This window comes from Actinacidiphila sp. bgisy167, from assembly GCF_965342175.1.
Lineage (GTDB): Bacteria > Actinomycetota > Actinomycetes > Streptomycetales > Streptomycetaceae > Actinacidiphila.
The window spans coordinates 13886-30861 of record NZ_CBDRBL010000007.1 but is presented as its reverse complement, the minus strand read 5'-3'; the positions used below and the strand labels follow the sequence as shown (position 1 = coordinate 30861).

The window sequence follows — 16976 nt, the reverse complement described above, 5'->3', positions numbered from 1 at the left end:
GGCCGGGGCGCTGTGCGCGGCTGCCGTGCGGGTTTGCCGTACGGGGGCAGTTGTGCGGCGGGCCTCCGTACCGGAGGAGGCCCGCCGCGGCGCGTTCGTCAGCCCATCGCGGACATGTCCGAGTGGTCCATCGAACCGTGGTCCATCGGGCCGTGCTCCGCCGGCGGGGCGCCGCCACCGGCCGGCTTGCCCGGGTTGTTCATCATCTTGAGCATCATGTTCTGCAGGGTGAGCACCGGTGCCGGCATGACGACGAAGGGTCGCATCATGCCCTCGTCCTCGTGGTCGAGGATGTGGCAGTGGTACATGAACCGGCCGGTCTCACGACCGAACTGGCCGGCGACCGTGACCATGGAGTTCGGCGTCAGGTTGACGGTGTCCTTCCAGCCCGACTCGCTGGTGGCGACGGGCAGGGGGCTCTTGACGGCGATCGGCGCGGTAGTGCCGCCCAGCGCCGTGTCGAAGGTGGTGCCGTCGACCGCGTGGCGCTCGAGCACCTGGAAGTTCATCAGGTGGATGTGCATCGGGTGCTGGATCTGCTGCTGGACCGGGCCCACGCTGATGAACGTCCACTTCTCCCAGCTCCCGGCAGCGGCGAAGAAGTTGGTGGCGTCCTCGAAGTGCTTGCCCACGACGCGGAAGGTGCGGGTGCCGCCGGGCAGGGCGAGCTGCACGACACCCTTGCCGGTGCCCGTGCCCGCGGGAGCCTCCTGCAACTCCATGATCGTCGGCATGCCCATCGGGTCGAACGAGAGCATGACGAAACGCTCGACGGCGTCCCGCGGTACGTCGGACGCGGTCAGGCGCTTGAACCGCGGGTCCAGCTTCTTCGGCGCCGCGTAGGACCGCTTCCGCTCCTTGCCCACGCGGAACTGCATGACCTGCGGGTACGGCACGCCGGCCGGGGGCACGGGGGTGCCCGCGGGGGCGGGGGGCGCACCGGGAGCGCCGGGCGCGACATTGACGAGCTTGAGCCGCCGGCCGCGGAAGGCCGCGAAGTCGATGACGACGTCAACGCGCTCGGCGGGGGTGAGGGTGAGGCTCTCCTCGACGCTCTGCGGCTTGTCCAGCAGGCCCATGTCGGTGCCGATCACCTGGATCGCGCCCTTGACGGCCTTCCCGCTCTCCTCGTCCACCAGGGCGAGGGTGTAGGCCCGGGCGTTGGAGGCGTTCACCACGCGGAAGCGGTAGGCGGTGGCCTCCACGTCCAGGTAGGGCCACACCCGGCCGTTGACCATGGTGTAGGGGCCTTGGAACTGCACCGCGGCCGTCATTACTCCGGGGATGGACGGACCGACCTGGATCCGCTTCGCGAGGAGCTGTCCGTTGATCCGCCCCTTGCTGTCCGTGTCGAAGTTGACGTCGGCGATGGTCAGCGGAATCTCGTACCGGCCGCGCGGCAGGTCGAGGTGGTCCTCGTTCTCGTCGCGGATGATGTAGTTGCCGAGCAGGCCCGCCATCACGTTGAGCGCCGTCACCGGCATTGCGTGGTCGTGGTAGAAGAGGTGCGCCGCGGCCGTGTCGTTGGTGTACTCGGCGAGCTGCGCGCTGCCCCGGGTCACGCCCGAGTCAGGAGCGCCGTCGGATATCGCGTGCTGCCGGCCACCGTGCAGGTGCACCGAGGTCCAGGCGGTCAGCGCGGCCACCTCGGGCCGCTCCTTCGCGCCCTGGGAACCGGGGGTGTTCAGCGCCAGGAAGCCCGGCGGCGGGCCCTGGGGTTCCACGAAGACGGCCTTGACGGGGGTGGTGCCGGTCAGTTCGTTCCGCCAGGCGAGCCGGAACTTCTGTCCGCGACGGGCCTCGATGGTCGGGCCGGGGAAGTGGCCCTCATAGGTCCACATCCGGGTCGCGGGGAGCTGCGAGTGCAGGCGTATCGGCTTCTCGACGAGGCGGACCTCGGTGGTGCCCCGGCTCGAGGGCTTCAGGGTGGGTGGAATCGGCAGTTCGTCCTTGAACGGGGTCAGTTCGGTCACCTGCGGCTGCGAGGGGCCCTTGAGGTCGTGCCCCTTCCCGCCCGTCAGCCGCGCGGACCCGTCCACCGCGGCCTGGGCCTCGGTGCCCCCGCCGCCCAGCAGGTTCACCCCGCCGTAGGCGGCCACGCCGGCGACGGCGCCTCCCGCGATTCCGAAGAAGGTCCGCCTCTTATGCGCTGCCACTTGCTGTGCACTCCTTGAAGTTCAAATCCGCGACGGCTCGTGCGCCCACCCGTGAGCGCGTCACCCCCCTGTCCGGATGGACCAGTGGGGAGTACGCCGCCATGCAGGGCACCCGTGGAGCGGGATCGCCCCGTCGCTGGCTGCCACCGAAAGCCGCGCTCGGGCAGGGCCCGCGCGGCACCGCCCCGCCGTACGTCGTTCGCGCGGAGGGCGGCGTGGGATCGGTGATGGACGCGCGCTCCGCAGGGAACCGCGTGCCTCGGCCGGACGCCACATGCGCCCGGCGCATGGGTGCGCACCGGGCCCCGGACGCTCGCTACCACGATCGCCATGACGGATCGCACGGCTTTTCGGAGGGCGCGCCGAACACTCGCGCCCTCCGAATCGCTGTAACCCCCGTTACGTGTGGATGCTTCGGCGCGACCGCTTCAAGGCGCGCCTGAAGCACGCGCCCCTAGATCGGCACGCCGAAATCCACAGTGATGAGCCTAGGCAGCGCCGCGTGGCCGGGCATGCGTCATTTGACGTGTGTGGTTCGCGCAGCGTGGCGTCGAATCTCGTGGCCACCGCCGGGAGCCGCCTTGCCGTCCGGCGTGGGGGCGTCTCGCACGGGAGCGCACGTCTCCCGGCCTCGTGGCAGCGGTGTTGAGCGTGTGGTCTGCGCGTACCCACGGCACCAAGCGCCGGTGGAGGCGTTGGGAGGCCGAGTTCACGCGCCCCTGCTGTGGCGAGGGCTGGGGCCCGGGGCAAGCTCCAAGAGGCTTCGCTCCTGCTTCCGTCGCGGGCCGCCGCAGAACTCCGCGTACAGGTCCAACGCCTCGACCTGGTCCCTCTCGGGCGGAGGCGTCACGAGTTGCTGGCCGACTCGGATTCGGCGTGGGGGCAGCGCAGGTGCTGACCGCGCCATAAACCAGGGTGACCAACACCCGGTCGGTGAAACGAGGTCGTGCTTCGGCCCGGGCCCAGGCCGCTGCCCGCGGCTGCCGCCGCGTTGTCGCGGACTCACAGCGCGCGGCCCACGGCCCGGCCGGCTTCTCGGTCAAACCTCCGAGCTGGGCACGGGAGATGCCGGTGAAGGCAGGAGGGACAAGGCCCGCAGGGGCCCATTCCTTCGTCACGCACCGTAGGAACCCGCGCGGCTCTCCCCGCGTTACGGGCCGCCTGGACTCTGTCCTGCCTGCTGGTCGTGGTCCGAGAGCGTTGCCGCGGCGAGCCGCTACTCACCGTAGGCGTTCCGCCCCACATCGTGCGCGCATCGTCGGGCGCAGGACGCTCGACGTGACGGACCGGCTCGGGACGCCGCCGGCCGTCGAATGCCGCAGCCGCGCGCAGCCGCAGGCGTCGCCGTCGGAGACGCCAAACGCCCTGGAGGGGAGTCTCCCTCTGGGGCGTTCGTGCCGGCAGGCATGGGTGCCCCCGGCAGGACTCGAACCTGCGACCAAGCGCTTAGAAGGCGCCTGCTCTATCCACTGAGCTACGGGGGCCGGGCGTTGGCCGCGACCGAACCCGTCCCTTGTGTCGACGGTCCCGTGACCTTGCCGGGGACAAGGATAAGGCGCGGCTGATGTGCGGCCGGTTGCTTCGCCTTCATGACACGTTGTGTAGGTTCGGTGAAGCGGTCTGATAATCGCAGGCAGGTGCGAATGGCGCATCTGTTTCGCGGCCTCAGTCGACGGCTGTTGTGCACTCGTTATGCCGCTGTCTCTTCCGACCCTTCTGTCGCGTTCCGGGCCTTCTTGCGGGCGATAGGCGTGAAGTAGGCGGAATACACTTCAAAAACCCATCAAAATGGGGCATTCTGCCAATGTGGCGATCTTGGATGTACGGCCCGAACTCCTCGACGCGCTGTCGGCCCTGCGCGACCGCGTCGCGGACGCGCGTTTCCCTCTCCCCCTCCCCGGAGCCGAGCGGGCCCGCCGCACACGACAGGAACTGCTGGCGCAGCTCGACGACTATCTGGTGCCCCGGCTGAAAGCCCCCGAAGCGCCGCTGCTGGCCGTGGTGGGCGGTTCGACCGGGGCGGGGAAGTCGACGCTCGTGAACTCGCTGATCGGCCGGCGGGTGAGCGACGCGGGCGTGCTGCGCCCCACGACGCGCACACCGGTGCTGGTGTGCCACCCCCAGGACCGCGCCTGGTTCGCCGACCCCAGGGTGCTGCCCGGCCTCGCCCGCGCCTGGGCGCCGCGCCCCCGGGCCGCCGCCGACGGGAGGGAGCACGCGGACAGGAGCGACGAGGACCGCGAGGCGGAGGAGATCAGGCTGTGGCTGCGCCTGGAGACGGACGACGCGCTGCCGCGCGGGCTCGCCCTCCTGGACGCGCCCGACATCGACTCCCTGGTCTCCCGCAATCGCGAGCTCGCCGCGGAACTGCTCTGCGCGGCCGACATCTGGATTCTGGTGACCACCGCGGCGCGCTATGCCGACGCCGTGCCGTGGCATCTGCTCCGCACGGCCAAGGAGTACGACGTCACTCTGGCCACCGTCCTGGACCGGGTGCCGCACCAGATCGCCGACGAGGTCTCCCAGCACTATGCCGCGCTGCTGACCCGGGCCGGGCTCGGGGACGTGCCCCGGTTCACCGTCCCGGAGCTGCCCGAGTCGGCCGGGGCCGGCGGGCTGCTGCCGCACACCGCCGTGGCGGCGCTCGGCAGCTGGCTCGCGCACTGTGCCGAGGACCCGGCCGCCCGGCACCAGGCGGCGCGGCGCACCGTGTCCGGCGTCCTGCGATCGCTCGGCAACAGGCTCCCGGAACTGGCCGGCGCCTCAGCCGCCCAGCATGCCGCGGCGGTGCGCCTGACCCGTCAGGTGGACGACGCCTACGACGAGGCCGAGTCGCGCGCGCAGGAGGCGGTCCACGCGGGAGCGCTGCTGGCCGGGGAGGCTCTGGCCAGCTGGCGCGGTTACCCCGATTGCGGTCCCGCGGCGCTGCTGGCAGCCCTGGCCGAGAGTCTGGCCGCGCTGCTGAGGACGCAGGTCGCCGCAGCCGACGAACGGACCCTCGACGCGTGGCGCGGTGACCCCGCGGGCGCCGAACTGGTGGAGGACGCGGACCCGGAGGCGGCGTCCGACGACGTCGCCGAGCGGATCGAGGAGGCCGTCGACACCTGGGGATTCACGGTGCGCCGCCTCGCGGACCAGGCGGTGCGCGCGAGCACGGAGGGCGTCGACCCGCAGCACGCGGCGGCGCTGATCGCGGTCGCTGTGCTCGGCGGCCGCAAGGGCACGGTCGCGGGGGAGCGGCTCGCCTCGCTCGTCGGCGCGCACGCGGCGCTGCGTGCGGGCGACCGGGCGCGCGAGGAGCTGGACCGTCTGGTCGCGGACGTGCTCGACGCCGAGCGGGAACTGCGGGTGCTGCCGGTGGACGCACTCGACGTGACGGCGGCCCAGCAGGCGTCGCTGATCGCGGAGCTTTCGGTCGTGCAGAAGTCGTACCAACTCCAGGAGAGGTGATCAGGTGCTCACAGAGCGGGTGGACGCGCTGTCGGAACTGCTCGGGCTGTCGCGCACCCGCGTGAGCCACGAGGCGCTGGACGGGGCCGGGGAGCTGCTGGAACGGGTCGGCGACCGGCGCCGGCTCTCCACCGACCACACGGTGGTGGCGTTGGCCGGGGCGACGGGCAGCGGAAAGTCGTCGCTGTTCAACGCGCTGACGGAACTGGACCTCTCGCGGATCGGGGTGCGCCGACCGACCACCTCGGCGCCGGTCGCCTGCGCATGGGACCCACGTGGGGCCTCGGGGTTGCTGGACCGGCTCGGCATCGGGCCCACGGCGCGGTTCGCCCGCCACAGCCTGCTGGACGAGGGTGCGGAGCGGACGGACGACGGCCCCGCCGGCCTGGTCCTGCTCGACCTGCCGGACCACGACTCGGCGGCGACGGCCCACCGCGAGCAGGTGGACCGGGTGCTGAAACTCGTCGACGTCATCGTGTGGGTGCTCGACCCGGAGAAGTACGCGGACGCCGCCCTCCACGAGCGCTATCTGCGGCCGCTGGCCGGGCACGCCGACGTGACGATCGTCGTCCTCAACCAGATCGACCGGCTCCCGGAGGAGGCCGTCGAGCAGGTCCTCGACGACCTGCGGCGGCTGCTCGACGACGACGGGCTCGCCGTCGGGGAGCACGGAGAGGACGGCGCGATGGTGATGGCCGTCTCGGCACTGAGCGGCGAGGGCGTCCCGGAGCTGAGGGCGGCCATCGGCCAGGTCGTGGCCGAGCGTGCCGCCGCGAGCCGGCGGCTGTCGGCGGACGTCGACGGGCTCGCGGAGCGGCTGCGCCCGCTGTACGTCGCCGAAGGAGTGACGGGGCTGACCGACCGGGCTCGTGAGGACTTCACGGCGAGCCTCGCGTACGCGGTGGGCGCCGCGGCGGCGGGCCGGGCGGCGGAGCGGGCATGGGCCAGGGCCGCCGAGGAGGCGTGCGGCACCCCGTGGCGGCATCTGCGGCGGGTCCGCGGGGCCGGGCCGGACGACGCCGCCCTCCACGGCCGCCGTCCGGAACTGTCGGCGTCGCGCGCGTCGGTCGACGAGGCCGTGCGCGCGGTCGCCGCGGAGGTCGTGGTCGGGTTGCCCGCTCCCTGGGCGCAGGCGGTACGGGAGGCGGCGCGCCGCGGCGGCCGCACGCTCCCGGAGGCACTGGACGCGGCGATGGAGCGGGTGGCGCCGGACGAGCCGCTGCGTCCTCGGTGGTGGTCGGTGGTCGGCACGGCGCAGTGGCTGCTGGCGCTGCTCGCGACGGCCGCGCTGGTCTCGGGGAGCGCGACGGCCGCGGGCGCGCTGCGGCTGCCGTGGTGGCTGCCGCCCGTACTGCTGGCGGTGGGAGCTGTGGGCGGCCCGCTGCTCACCCGGGTGAGCAGGTTCGCCGCCCGCGGCCCGGCCCGCCGGTACGGTCAGGCCGCAGAGCGGCGGATGGCCGATGCGGCGGCCGACTGCGGGCGTGCGCGGGTGTTGGAACCGCTGGCGGCCGAACTGCTGCGTTACCGGGAAGTGCGGGAGCAGTACGGGGTGCTCGCCGGAAACCACTTCAGGGTGACGGAGTTGTCCACAACCAGCCAGTAATCCACAGGTCGAATCCGAAGTCCCCGCCGCGGGCGCGGCGGTCCCATCATGGAGCCATCGCGGGGCCGGCGGCAGGGGGCCGCCCGGCCGGCGACGGCAACGGGGAGCGTCGGCAATGAACGAGACACTGGTCACCGTCGTGGGGAATGTCGCCACCAGGCCGGAATTCCGGACGACGCCCACAGGGGTCCCAGTCGCCAGGTTCCGCCTGGCCGCGACCGCGCGCCGCTGGGACCGGGAACGCGGGGGCTGGTCGGACGGGCACACCAGCTTCTACACGGTGTGGGCCTGGCGGCAGCTGGGGGAGAACGTGGCGGCCTCGGTCGGGGTCGGTGAACCACTGCTCGTCCAGGGACGCCTGAGAGTGCGTGAGGAGGAGCGGGACGGGCAGCGGTATCTCTCGGCCGACGTCGACGCGATCACCTGCGGCCATGACCTGGCGCGGGGCACCTCGGCGTTCCGGCGGGTGTCCGCGAGCCGGCCGGAACTCACGGCCGCGCAGGCCGCCGCGGGCGCAGGAGGGCCGCTCCCCGGCGATCCACTGGCCGCGCTGTCAGGATAAAAACGGACAGCTGATTATTCGGCCCGCGGAAAACGTCGGTGATTTATCGACAATTTCCCGTTCATGCCTACGTGCGGGTAACGATTCCGATTCGAATCTCCGGGCGACGTGTGAATCCCGGCGGCCGCGCCGCGGCGGGTTTCTAGGATTCACCGATACCCCCGGCTTTCTGCGGGGATCCACAGCTGTCGGTGAGGCTGCCCCCACGATCGGCCTCGCCCGGAGGGGAAATCATGTTCACTGCACGGAGGCGGGGAGCTGCCCGTCTTGCCGTCGCGATGGTGGCCTCCGGCCTCCTCGCCGCGGGTTCCATAGCCGTTGCCGGGTCCGCCATCGCGGACGACGCGACCCCCACCGCGCCCGGTGCGACGGCGAAGCTCGACGGTCTGAAGATCTTCGGCCAGGCCGAGATCCACGAGAACGGCAAGACGGAGAAGGTCGGCGCCGGCCTCTTCGAGATGTCCGTCGACGGCGGCGGCACGATCCGTACGTACTGCATCGACCTGCACAACCCGACCCAGAACAACGCCGCCTACAAGGAGGTCTCCTGGGACGAGTCGAGCCTCCATGACAACCGCGACGCCGGCAAGATCAACTGGATTCTGCAGAACTCCTACCCGCAGGTGAACGACCTCGCGGCGCTGCGGAAGAGGGCGGCTCTGTCCGGTCCGCTCACCGACAAGCTCGCCGCCGCCGGCACCCAGGTGGCCATCTGGCGCTTCTCCGACAAGGCCGACGTGACCGCCGTCGACCCCGTCGCCGAGGAGCTGGCGGACTGGCTGGAGGAGAACGCCCTGGACCGGAAGGAGCCCGCCGCATCGCTGGTCCTCGACCCGCCGGCGGTCTCCGGCAAGGCCGGTGACGTGCTCGGCCCGATCAAGGTGCACACCAACGCCTCCACCGTTCAGGTGAGCCCCGCGCCCGGCAACCCCTCCGGCGTCAAGGTCACCGACAAGAACGGCGTCGTGGTCACCTCCGCCGAGGACGGCGACGAGCTCTACTTCGACGTCGCGGCCGGTACGCCCGACGGCATGACCTCGCTGAGCGCCGTCGCCAACACCAAGCTCCCGGTCGGTCGCGCCTTCACAGGCGCCAACAGCACCACGCAGGTCCAGATCCTCGCCGGCTCCAGCGACAGCTCCGTTTCCGCGACCGCGACCGCCACCTGGGCCGCCAAGGGCCCGATCCCGGCAGTCTCCGCCCAGGTCAACTGCGCCAAGGGCGGACTGGACGTGACGGCCGCCAACGAGGGTGACCAGCCGTTCACCTTCGAGCTGAACGGCGCGCCGCACACGGTCGAGGCCGGCAAGTCCGAGACCGTGACGGTGCCCGTGGCCGAGGACCAGCACTACAAGGTCACCATCACCGGCCCCGAGGGCTTCGAGAAGACCTTCGAAGGCGTCCTCGACTGCCAGACCGCCGGCAACGGCGGTGACACCCCGTCCTCCTCGCCGAGCCCCGCCACGGCCGGCGGCTCCTCCGAGGGCGCCGGAGACACCGGGTCCACCACCGGATCCGACGCCGCCGGATCCGCCGCCACCGGCTCCACCACCGGGGGCGACCTCGCCGAGACCGGTTCGAGCAGCGCCACCCCGGTGATCGCCGGCATCGCGATCGCCCTGGTCGTCATAGGCGGCGGCGCGGTCTTCCTGCTCCGCAAGAAGAAGGCGGCTCCCTCCGCTGAGTGAACCGACCCCCGAGGCCGCTCATGAGTGAAGGGGGCGGAGGCCGATGGTTCTCCGCCCCCTTCGCCGCCTCGGGCGGCACCTGCCATCCGCCCGTGGCGACCGAGCTCGGCACGCGGCCGGCGCGGCGCCTGCCGGGCAGCGGCCATAAAAGCGACAAGCCCTGCCCCCACGCCCCGCACGCCCTGCGCCCGTGCCGTCGTCATCCCCGAACCTCTCGTCGCCGGGCTGCGACGGCCGACGCTGACCGGCGACGACAGGTTCGGGGCGGTTCGTACCAGGTCGCAGGCGTGCGGGGCACCGCTCAGGTACTCGTTTCCGCCCGGGGGTAGCGGTACGGCAAGATGGGGTGTATCTGCCCACACATCGAATGCCGGACGGTTTCTCTTGGCTGAGTTCATCTACACCATGCGCAAGACGCGCAAGGCGCACGGCGACAAGGTGATCCTCGACGACGTCACCCTGAACTTCCTGCCCGGCGCGAAGATCGGTGTCGTGGGTCCCAACGGCGCCGGCAAGTCGACGGTGCTCAAGATCATGGCCGGTCTGGAGCAGCCGTCGAACGGTGACGCGTTCCTCTCGCCCGGCTACTCGGTCGGCATCCTGCTGCAGGAGCCCCCGCTGGACGAGTCCAAGACCGTGCTGGAGAACGTCCAGGACGGCGTCGGCCCGGTCAAGGCCAAGCTGGACCGGTTCAACGAGATCGCCGAGCTGATGGCGACCGACTACTCCGACGCGCTCCTCGACGAGATGGGCAAGCTGCAGGAGGAACTCGACCACGCCAACGCCTGGGACCTGGACGCCCAGTTGGAGCAGGCGATGGACGCCCTCGGCTGCCCTCCCGGCGACTGGCCGGTGACCAACCTCTCCGGTGGTGAGAAGCGCCGCGTCGCCCTCTGCAAGCTGCTGCTGGAAGCCCCCGACCTGCTGCTGCTCGACGAGCCCACCAACCACCTGGACGCCGAGTCCGTGCAGTGGCTGGAGCAGCACCTGGCCAAGTACGCGGGCACCGTCGTGGCGATCACCCACGACCGGTACTTCCTGGACAACGTCGCCGAGTGGATCCTCGAGCTCGACCGCGGCCGCGCCTACCCGTACCAGGGCAACTACTCCACCTACCTGGAGACCAAGCAGTCGCGTCTGAAGGTCGAGGGCCAGAAGGACGCCAAGCGCGCCAAGCGGCTCAAGGAAGAGCTGGAGTGGGTCCGCTCCAACGCCAAGGGCCGCCAGGCCAAGTCCAAGGCCCGCCTCGCCCGCTACGAGGAGATGGCCGCCGAAGCCGAGAAGATGCGCAAGCTCGACTTCGAGGAGATCCAGATCCCGCCGGGCCCGCGCCTGGGCAACATCGTGGTCGAGGTCGACAACCTCTCCAAGGCGTTCGGCGACAAGGTCCTCATCGACGACCTGTCCTTCACGCTGCCGCGCAACGGCATCGTGGGCGTCATCGGCCCCAACGGCGCCGGCAAGACCACGCTGTTCAAGATGATCCAGGGTCTGGAGTCCCCCGACTCCGGCACGATCAAGGTCGGCGAGACGGTCAAGATCTCCTACGTGGACCAGACCCGCGCCAACATCGACCCCAAGAAGACGCTCTGGGCGGTCGTGTCGGACGAGCTCGACTACATCAACGTCGGGCAGGTCGAGATGCCGTCTCGCGCGTACGTCAGCGCCTTCGGTTTCAAGGGCCCGGACCAGCAGAAGCCGGCCGGTGTCCTCTCCGGCGGTGAGCGCAACCGCCTCAACCTGGCGCTCACCCTCAAGCAGGGCGGCAACCTGCTGCTCCTCGACGAGCCGACCAACGACCTCGACGTCGAGACCCTGTCCTCGCTGGAGAACGCGCTGCTGGACTTCCCCGGCTGCGCCGTGGTCGTCTCCCACGACCGCTGGTTCCTGGACCGGGTGGCCACGCACATCCTCGCCTACGAGGGCGACTCCAAGTGGTTCTGGTTCGAGGGCAACTTCGAGTCGTACGAGAAGAACAAGGTCGAGCGCCTCGGCCCGGACGCGGCCCGGCCGCACCGCGCCACCTACAAGAAGCTCACCCGGGGCTGAGCGGGAGATGGCCCGGCACATCTACCGCTGCCCGATGCGCTGGTCGGACATGGACGCCTTCAGGCACGTCAACAACGTGGTCTTCCTCCGTTACCTGGAGGAGGCCCGGGTCGACTTCATGTTCCGGCTGGCGCCCGGGGAGGGGAGCGCGTCGTTCACGGGCGGGTCGGTCATCGCCCGCCACGAGATCGACTACCTGCGCCCGCTGGTGCACCGGCACGAGCCGGTGACGGTCGAGACCTGGGTGACCAAGGTGGGAGCCGCGTCGCTGACCCTCGCCTACGAGGTCAAGGACCCGGAGACGGTCTATGTGCGCGCCTCCACGGTCGTGGTGCCCTACGACCTCGAGAAGGGCCGGCCGCGCCGGATCACGGCGGAGGAGCGGTCCTTCCTCGAGGAGTACTACGACGACAGCGCCGGGGCGGCCGCCGGCGCCGAAGAGGGGGCAGTCGCCGCATGACGGCACCCCTGCGCCTCGCCGAGGCCAGGGAGGCGGACGGATTCGCCGCCTTCCTGGCCCGGCTGCTCCGCTGGGACAAGGCCGCCGTCGTCCGGTTGCGCGCCTCGGGCACGGCGCTCGCCGTGTTCGGGCAGCCGCCGTTCGGCGCGGGGGTCCTGGCCGTCCGCACCGCTGAACTGGACGAGGACACCGGCGACCTGGACTCGACCGTCTCCGCGGGTCAGCTGCTCGACGGCATCGACGACGTGACGGGCACGGTCGCGGTGCCCGCCTCCGTCACGGGGCCGGCCTGGACGGGTCTCCTCCCGCCGCGCGGCGGCTGGGAGCGGGTGCGGGGCCTGCCGTCCGAGGAGGACGTACGCGCCGTGGCCGCGGCCGCCGTGACCGAGTTCCGCGACCGCAGTGAGGCGCTGCGGCCCGAGAGCCGCACCCGCGCGGAGCTCGACGCCATCGCCGACGACATCTGGTCCCGGCAGCTCGGCGCCACCGGCCTGCCGCTGCGGGTGGTGCACGCCGCCCACGCGCTGGGCTTCCTCCGGCCGGTGCGCACCCCCGTCCCGGCGCCGCGCGCCACGACCGAGCAGCCTGCGGTGCAGCTGCTCGCCGCAGGCCCGTGGCTGCGGCTGCGCACGCCGTACGGCTCCGTCGCGATACGGCGCGGCCCGCAGGGGCTGTCGGTCAGCCCCGTGTGAACGCCCGGGTGACGGTCGCGTGACGGGTCGGGCGACAGGCGCCGTGCTCCGGCCCTGCGGCCGTCAGCCCGGGGTGTTCACCATTGACGCGGCCGCGTAGACCAGGTAGTCCCACAGCTGGCGCTCGTGGTCGGGCTCCAGACCGAGCTCGTCGACCGCGGTGCGCATGTGGCGCAGCCACGCGTCGTGCGCGGCCCGGTCGACCTGGAACGGCGCGTGGCGCATCCGGAGCCGGGGGTGCCCGCGGTTCTCGCTGTACGTGCGGGGGCCGCCCCAGTACTGCATGAGGAACAGACGCATCCGCTCCTCGGCGGGGCCGAGGTCCTCCTCCGGGTACATGGGGCGCAGGATCGGGTCCTCCGCCACGCCTTCGTAGAAGCGGCGGACGAGCCGCCGGAAGGTCGGCTCGCCGCCGACCGCGTCGAAGAACGTCTGCTGCTCGACGGTGCCCCGCGGGATCTCATTCACGCATCCCATGGTCTCAGACGGCCCGCGGTGTCCGAAGGGGGTCACCGTCGCACGGTGGCCGTACGGCAGACAGCGGCTGTTGCGCCGCCGCGGGCGGCTCGGTGACGGGCAGCACCGTCCGGGCCGCGGGAGCCGCCCGCCGCGGTAGGCGCGGGCCCGCTGACCGGGGCGGGCGGGGTTCAGTCGCGGAGGATCGTGATCGTCGTCCAGGCGCCCACGTGCACGCGGTCGCCGTCCGCCAGCGGGACGGGGACGAAGGGGGTGATGGGCTCCTCGTCGCCGTTAAGGGTGGTGCCGTTGGTGGAGCCCTGGTCCACCAACGACCAGCTGCCGTCGGGCTGCTCCACCAGCAGGGCGTGCTTGTGGGAGACGCCCGGGTCCTCGGGTGCCCGGGACAGGTCGATGTCGGGGGCCTCGCCCGTGCTGTGGCGGCGGCGGCCGACGGCGACCCGCGGTCCCCTCAGCGGTATGCGTCGTTCGGGGCTGTACGAGGGGAAGTACAGCCCGCGTGCCTCGGGGCCGCTGCGGGCCATCATGCCGGTGAAGTACTCCCGGTCGGCGGCGACCACGGCGGTCCAGGTGCGCCGGCCCGACAGCCCGGGCCCGGGGTCCGGCAGCCCGGGCGGGGTGAGCAGGAAGTCGTCCGAGCCGACGGTCACCGACTCCGGGGCCAGGGGCTCCGCCGGGCGGTTGATCTGCGACGGGCGGGACATCTGCGACTCGTGGCGCTGGTACGGCGGCTCGTGGCGCTGGTACGGCGGCCCGTCCGGCGGGTAGCCGGGGGAGGAGGGCGGCGCAGGCGGGACGAAGGTCGTCCCGGCCTGGATGACGAAGTTGTAGCGGCACTCCTCGCAGAACTGGGCGTACCCCTCGCGCGGGGTGCCGCAGTCGGGGCAGGGCTCGGCGGCCGCGGTGGCGTCCGGGACGTAGCCGAGCCCGCCCGTGCCACGGCCGTACCCCGGGTCGTAGGGGGCCTCGTGACCATGGGTGTGGGCGGGGGAGTACCCGCCCGAGTACGGCGGTGGCGGCGGGGACTCGCCCGGCACCGCGTACGGGGACGGCGGCGGGGCGGGAACGGGAGGGGGCGGTGGCGCGGACATGCGTATTCCGCACACCTCGCACCAGTCCTCCGTCGCGGACTGGTGACCGTTCGGGCACGTCGACATGTCGCTGCCTCCCCCTTAGCCCCGCTGTGTCTTAGCCCCGCTGTCCCGCTGCTCTATTTCTTCACACGGACGGTCTTCGACGAACGTGTCTCGAGGGTCATCTCGTCCGCGTCGGTGACCCGGGCCTTGAGCCGCACAGTACCCGTCGCCGCGTCCACCACGTCCACGACCTTGGCCAGCAGCTTGGCGGTGTCCTCGTTGCCGGAGGCGCTGGCCAGTTGCACCGCCCGGCCGAGCTTGGCGGTCGCGGAGTCGAGGTCGCCCTGCTTGCGGGCGTCCAGGCCCTGCTGGATGACCTGGGCCAGCTCCGCCTGCCCGGTGTAGTGGGCGACCTGCGGGTTGATCCGCGTCGAGGCCGCCATGTCGTCCGTCCACACCGCCCGCACCAGCCCCTGGCCCAGCACGCGCGCAGTGCCGTCCGGCTGGGGCTGGACGAGGGAGACCCGGGCCGCCAGCATCTCCTGGCCGACGCCGGCCGCCGGCACCACCACGTTGACGTGGTAGTCGCGCGACTCGTCGCCCCAGGAGCCCGTCGGGTAGTCGCCGGCCCGCGGGGCGGCCTGGACGCGGCGGGCGGTGATGTCCTCGACGCTCGGCGCGACCTGCTTGACGTACCGGATCTCCGCGCCCTGCGGGGTCCACAGGCGCAGGGCGACGTCGGCGACCTCCTTGCCCATGGCGGTCTCCATCATCTGCCGGAAGTCCGCCTCCAGGCCGGAGGGGTCGGCGACGATGTCCACGGTGCCGAGCAGCGCGGAGGCGATCCCGGTCAGCTCCTTGACCTCCCAGTCGGTGCCGACGCCGCGCGCGTCGCAGGTGAAGTGGCCGGCGCAGGATTCCAGTGCGGCCCGCAACTGCTCCGGCTTCTCGTGCTCGTTGCGGCCGTCGGTGAGCAGGATGCCGTGCCGTATGGAGGCATCGGCCGTGGCCAGCAGTCGCTGGGCCAGCCGCAGCCAGGAGCCGATCGCCGTGCCGCCGCCGGACGTCAGCCGGCGCAGCGCCTCCTTGGCCTGGCGCCGGGTGTCGGGGTCCGCGACGGCGAGGCCGCCGTTCGCCGGGTAGACCTCCCTGGCCTGGTGGGTGCCGGCCACCACCGCGAAGGCGACACCGTCGCGGATGGTGTCGATGGCGGCGGCGGTCGCCTCACGGGCGCTGCGCATCTTGGTCGGCGGGTACTCCATGGAGCCCGAGCAGTCCACCATGATCACCACGGCGGCCCCGGCCCCGGTCGCGGCTCCGGGGCCCGGCAGCAGTACCTCGCCGGGCCCGTGGGTGGCCAGGGGCAGTCCGCCGGTGGTGCCGCCCCCGGTCGCGGTCACGGTGACGATCGCGTTGACCTCCCGCCCTCCCTCGGGCAGGAACTCGTTCTGGTAGATGTCGACGGAGAACTGCGGCACGTTCGACTTGGAGAAGTTGGCCATCGGGAGTGCTCCTCGCGCTTGTCCGGCCTTCGGAAGGCAGCGGCAGGGACATCAGGGAGAGTTCACGTGGCAGGGAACGGCAGCACGGCGACGGTGATGTTGTCGTGGCCGCCGCCGTCGATGGCGACCCCGACCAGGCTGCGGGCGCAGTGCAGCGGGCGCGTGCGGGCGTCCGAGGGCACCACGGAGGACAACTCCGCGGCCGATTCGGCGTAGTTCCACAGCCCGTCCGTGCACACCACCACCACACCCGGTTCGCCCGGTTCGAAGGAGGCGGTGTGGGGGTCGAGTTCGACGGCGTCCGCGCCGAGCCAGCCGGTGATGGCGTGGGCCCGCTCGTCCGCGTACGCCTCGGCCTGGGTCATCAGGCCCATCGCCACCATGCGCTCGGCCCAGGAGTCGTCCTCGGTCAGCCGGGAGGCCGGGGCGGAGCGGTCGTCGGGGATCCAGTAGGCGCGGCTGTCCCCGATCCAGCCCACGGTGAAGGCCGTGCCGTAGGCGATCGCGCTGACGCAGGTGCACGCAGGCGCGTTGTGGTGGCGCCGGGCCTCCTCCTCGGGGGTCTCGGCCGCCAGGTCCGTCACCGCCCGGGCGGCCACGAGGAGCGCCTCGCGCATCGCCTCCTCGGGGTGGGAGCCGCGGGACAGGGAGCGCACCAGGGAGGTGCGGGCGGTGCCCGCACCGACCTCCGAGGCGTCGTCGGGACGGTACGCGGAGGACACCCCGTCGCACACCACGGCGACGACGGCGGGTGTGCCGTCGGGCAGTGCCGTCGTGCCCAACGCGAAGGCGTCCTCGTTGCGGTGGTGGCGCAGGCCCCGGTCGGTCACGGCGGCGACGCCGCCGACCTCCTGCTCCTGGTGGTCGCGGGGCCGGGGCTGCGCGTGCCCGCAGTGCCGGCAGTAGCCGTCCGGGTCGATCTCGCCCACGCCGCAGGCCACGCACCGTGGCGAGGCCGTCGGTGGGTCGGATGCGGACACGGCCGCGGCCAGCCGGGGGTCGGTGGTCCGTGACCCGGGCAGGCCGGCGGTTCCCGGGCCGAAGGGGAGGGTGTCGGTGTCCATCCCCGGCGGGGCCGGCTCGTACGACTGCGGCTGACCGCCCGGTGGTTCGGGGGCGGCGGCGGGGTCGGGCGGCGCCAGTTCGTACGCGTCCGGTTGCCGGGGCGCGGACAGGTCGGCGCCGCAGACGCCGCAGAACTTGTCTTCGGGTTCCAGAGGCTCGTTGCACTCCGGGCAAACGGTCTCGTGCGGCATGGCGG

General features: G+C 72.2%; 12 protein-coding genes and 1 tRNA gene. 7 read left to right on the top strand and 6 right to left on the bottom strand.

Annotation, left to right across the window (positions count from 1 at the left end):
• Window positions 1–98: 98 nt before the first annotated feature.
• Window positions 99–2156, bottom strand: coding sequence for a multicopper oxidase family protein (locus ACRWND_RS04390; protein WP_431946080.1), 2058 nt, complete (start codon window positions 2154–2156; stop codon window positions 99–101).
• A 1411-nt stretch (window positions 2157–3567) separates the two neighbouring features.
• A tRNA-Arg gene (locus ACRWND_RS04385) sits at window positions 3568–3640 on the bottom strand.
• A 322-nt stretch (window positions 3641–3962) separates the two neighbouring features.
• Between ACRWND_RS04385 and ACRWND_RS04380 the strand changes: the two genes are divergently transcribed.
• The 7 genes from ACRWND_RS04380 to ACRWND_RS04350 all read left to right on the top strand — a co-directional run bounded on the left by ACRWND_RS04380 (window position 3963) and on the right by ACRWND_RS04350 (window position 12660).
• Window positions 3963–5606, top strand: a complete 1644-nt coding sequence (locus ACRWND_RS04380; RefSeq protein WP_431946078.1) for a dynamin family protein — start codon at window positions 3963–3965, stop codon at window positions 5604–5606.
• A 4-nt stretch (window positions 5607–5610) separates the two neighbouring features.
• Window positions 5611–7209: a GTPase gene (locus ACRWND_RS04375; RefSeq protein WP_431946076.1), complete on the top strand. Its 1599-nt coding sequence runs from the start codon at window positions 5611–5613 to the stop codon at window positions 7207–7209.
• 115 nt (window positions 7210–7324) lie between these two features.
• Entirely contained in the window at window positions 7325–7771 is a 447-nt protein-coding gene (ssb, locus tag ACRWND_RS04370) for a single-stranded DNA-binding protein (RefSeq protein ID WP_431946074.1), read from the top strand.
• Between the two features lie 233 nt (window positions 7772–8004).
• On the top strand, window positions 8005–9459 hold the full coding sequence (locus ACRWND_RS04365; RefSeq protein ID WP_431946072.1) for an LAETG motif-containing sortase-dependent surface protein: 1455 nt from the start codon (window positions 8005–8007) through the stop codon (window positions 9457–9459).
• Between the two features lie 384 nt (window positions 9460–9843).
• Window positions 9844–11508: an energy-dependent translational throttle protein EttA gene (gene ettA / locus ACRWND_RS04360; RefSeq protein ID WP_431946070.1), complete on the top strand. Its 1665-nt coding sequence runs from the start codon at window positions 9844–9846 to the stop codon at window positions 11506–11508.
• A gap of 7 nt (window positions 11509–11515) precedes the next feature.
• The gene (locus ACRWND_RS04355) at window positions 11516–11968 is read left to right on the top strand and encodes an acyl-CoA thioesterase (RefSeq protein WP_431946068.1); all 453 of its coding nucleotides are present in this window, start codon (window positions 11516–11518) and stop codon (window positions 11966–11968) included.
• On the top strand, window positions 11965–12660 hold the full coding sequence (locus tag ACRWND_RS04350; protein ID WP_431946066.1) for a hypothetical protein: 696 nt from the start codon (window positions 11965–11967) through the stop codon (window positions 12658–12660). The genes ACRWND_RS04355 and ACRWND_RS04350 overlap by 4 nt, the downstream gene beginning before the upstream one ends.
• 63 nt (window positions 12661–12723) lie before the next feature.
• Here ACRWND_RS04350 and ACRWND_RS04345 read toward each other — a convergent pair whose 3' ends face one another.
• The 4 genes from ACRWND_RS04345 to ACRWND_RS04330 form a co-directional block, all read right to left on the bottom strand.
• Window positions 12724–13137 carry a globin gene (locus ACRWND_RS04345; RefSeq protein ID WP_431946064.1) on the bottom strand — a complete coding sequence of 138 codons (414 nt, stop codon included), beginning with the start codon at window positions 13135–13137 and terminating at the stop codon, window positions 12724–12726.
• A gap of 170 nt (window positions 13138–13307) precedes the next feature.
• A complete protein-coding gene (locus ACRWND_RS04340; protein ID WP_431946062.1) occupies window positions 13308–14294 on the bottom strand; it encodes an FHA domain-containing protein in 987 nt (328 codons plus the stop codon).
• A gap of 53 nt (window positions 14295–14347) precedes the next feature.
• Complete coding sequence (locus ACRWND_RS04335; RefSeq protein WP_431946060.1) at window positions 14348–15715, bottom strand: vWA domain-containing protein; 1368 nt, start codon at window positions 15713–15715, stop codon at window positions 14348–14350.
• A 62-nt stretch (window positions 15716–15777) separates the two neighbouring features.
• Window positions 15778–16971, bottom strand: coding sequence for a protein phosphatase 2C domain-containing protein (locus ACRWND_RS04330; protein ID WP_431946058.1), 1194 nt, complete (start codon window positions 16969–16971; stop codon window positions 15778–15780).
• Window positions 16972–16976 lie beyond the last annotated feature (5 nt).

Excerpts from the sequence above, each read along its gene's own strand:
- ssb (WP_431946074.1), top strand. The coding sequence starts at position 7,325 with ATGAACGAGACACTGGTCACCGTCGTGGGGAATGTCGCCACCAGGCCG.
- ACRWND_RS04345 (WP_431946064.1), bottom strand. The coding sequence starts at position 13,137 with ATGGGATGCGTGAATGAGATCCCGCGGGGCACCGTCGAGCAGCAGACG.
- ACRWND_RS04350 (WP_431946066.1), top strand. The coding sequence starts at position 11,965 with ATGACGGCACCCCTGCGCCTCGCCGAGGCCAGGGAGGCGGACGGATTC.
- ACRWND_RS04365 (WP_431946072.1), top strand. The coding sequence starts at position 8,005 with ATGTTCACTGCACGGAGGCGGGGAGCTGCCCGTCTTGCCGTCGCGATG.
- ACRWND_RS04330 (WP_431946058.1), bottom strand. The coding sequence starts at position 16,971 with ATGCCGCACGAGACCGTTTGCCCGGAGTGCAACGAGCCTCTGGAACCC.
- ACRWND_RS04335 (WP_431946060.1), bottom strand. The coding sequence starts at position 15,715 with ATGGCCAACTTCTCCAAGTCGAACGTGCCGCAGTTCTCCGTCGACATC.
- ACRWND_RS04355 (WP_431946068.1), top strand. The coding sequence starts at position 11,516 with ATGGCCCGGCACATCTACCGCTGCCCGATGCGCTGGTCGGACATGGAC.
- ACRWND_RS04340 (WP_431946062.1), bottom strand. The coding sequence starts at position 14,294 with ATGTCGACGTGCCCGAACGGTCACCAGTCCGCGACGGAGGACTGGTGC.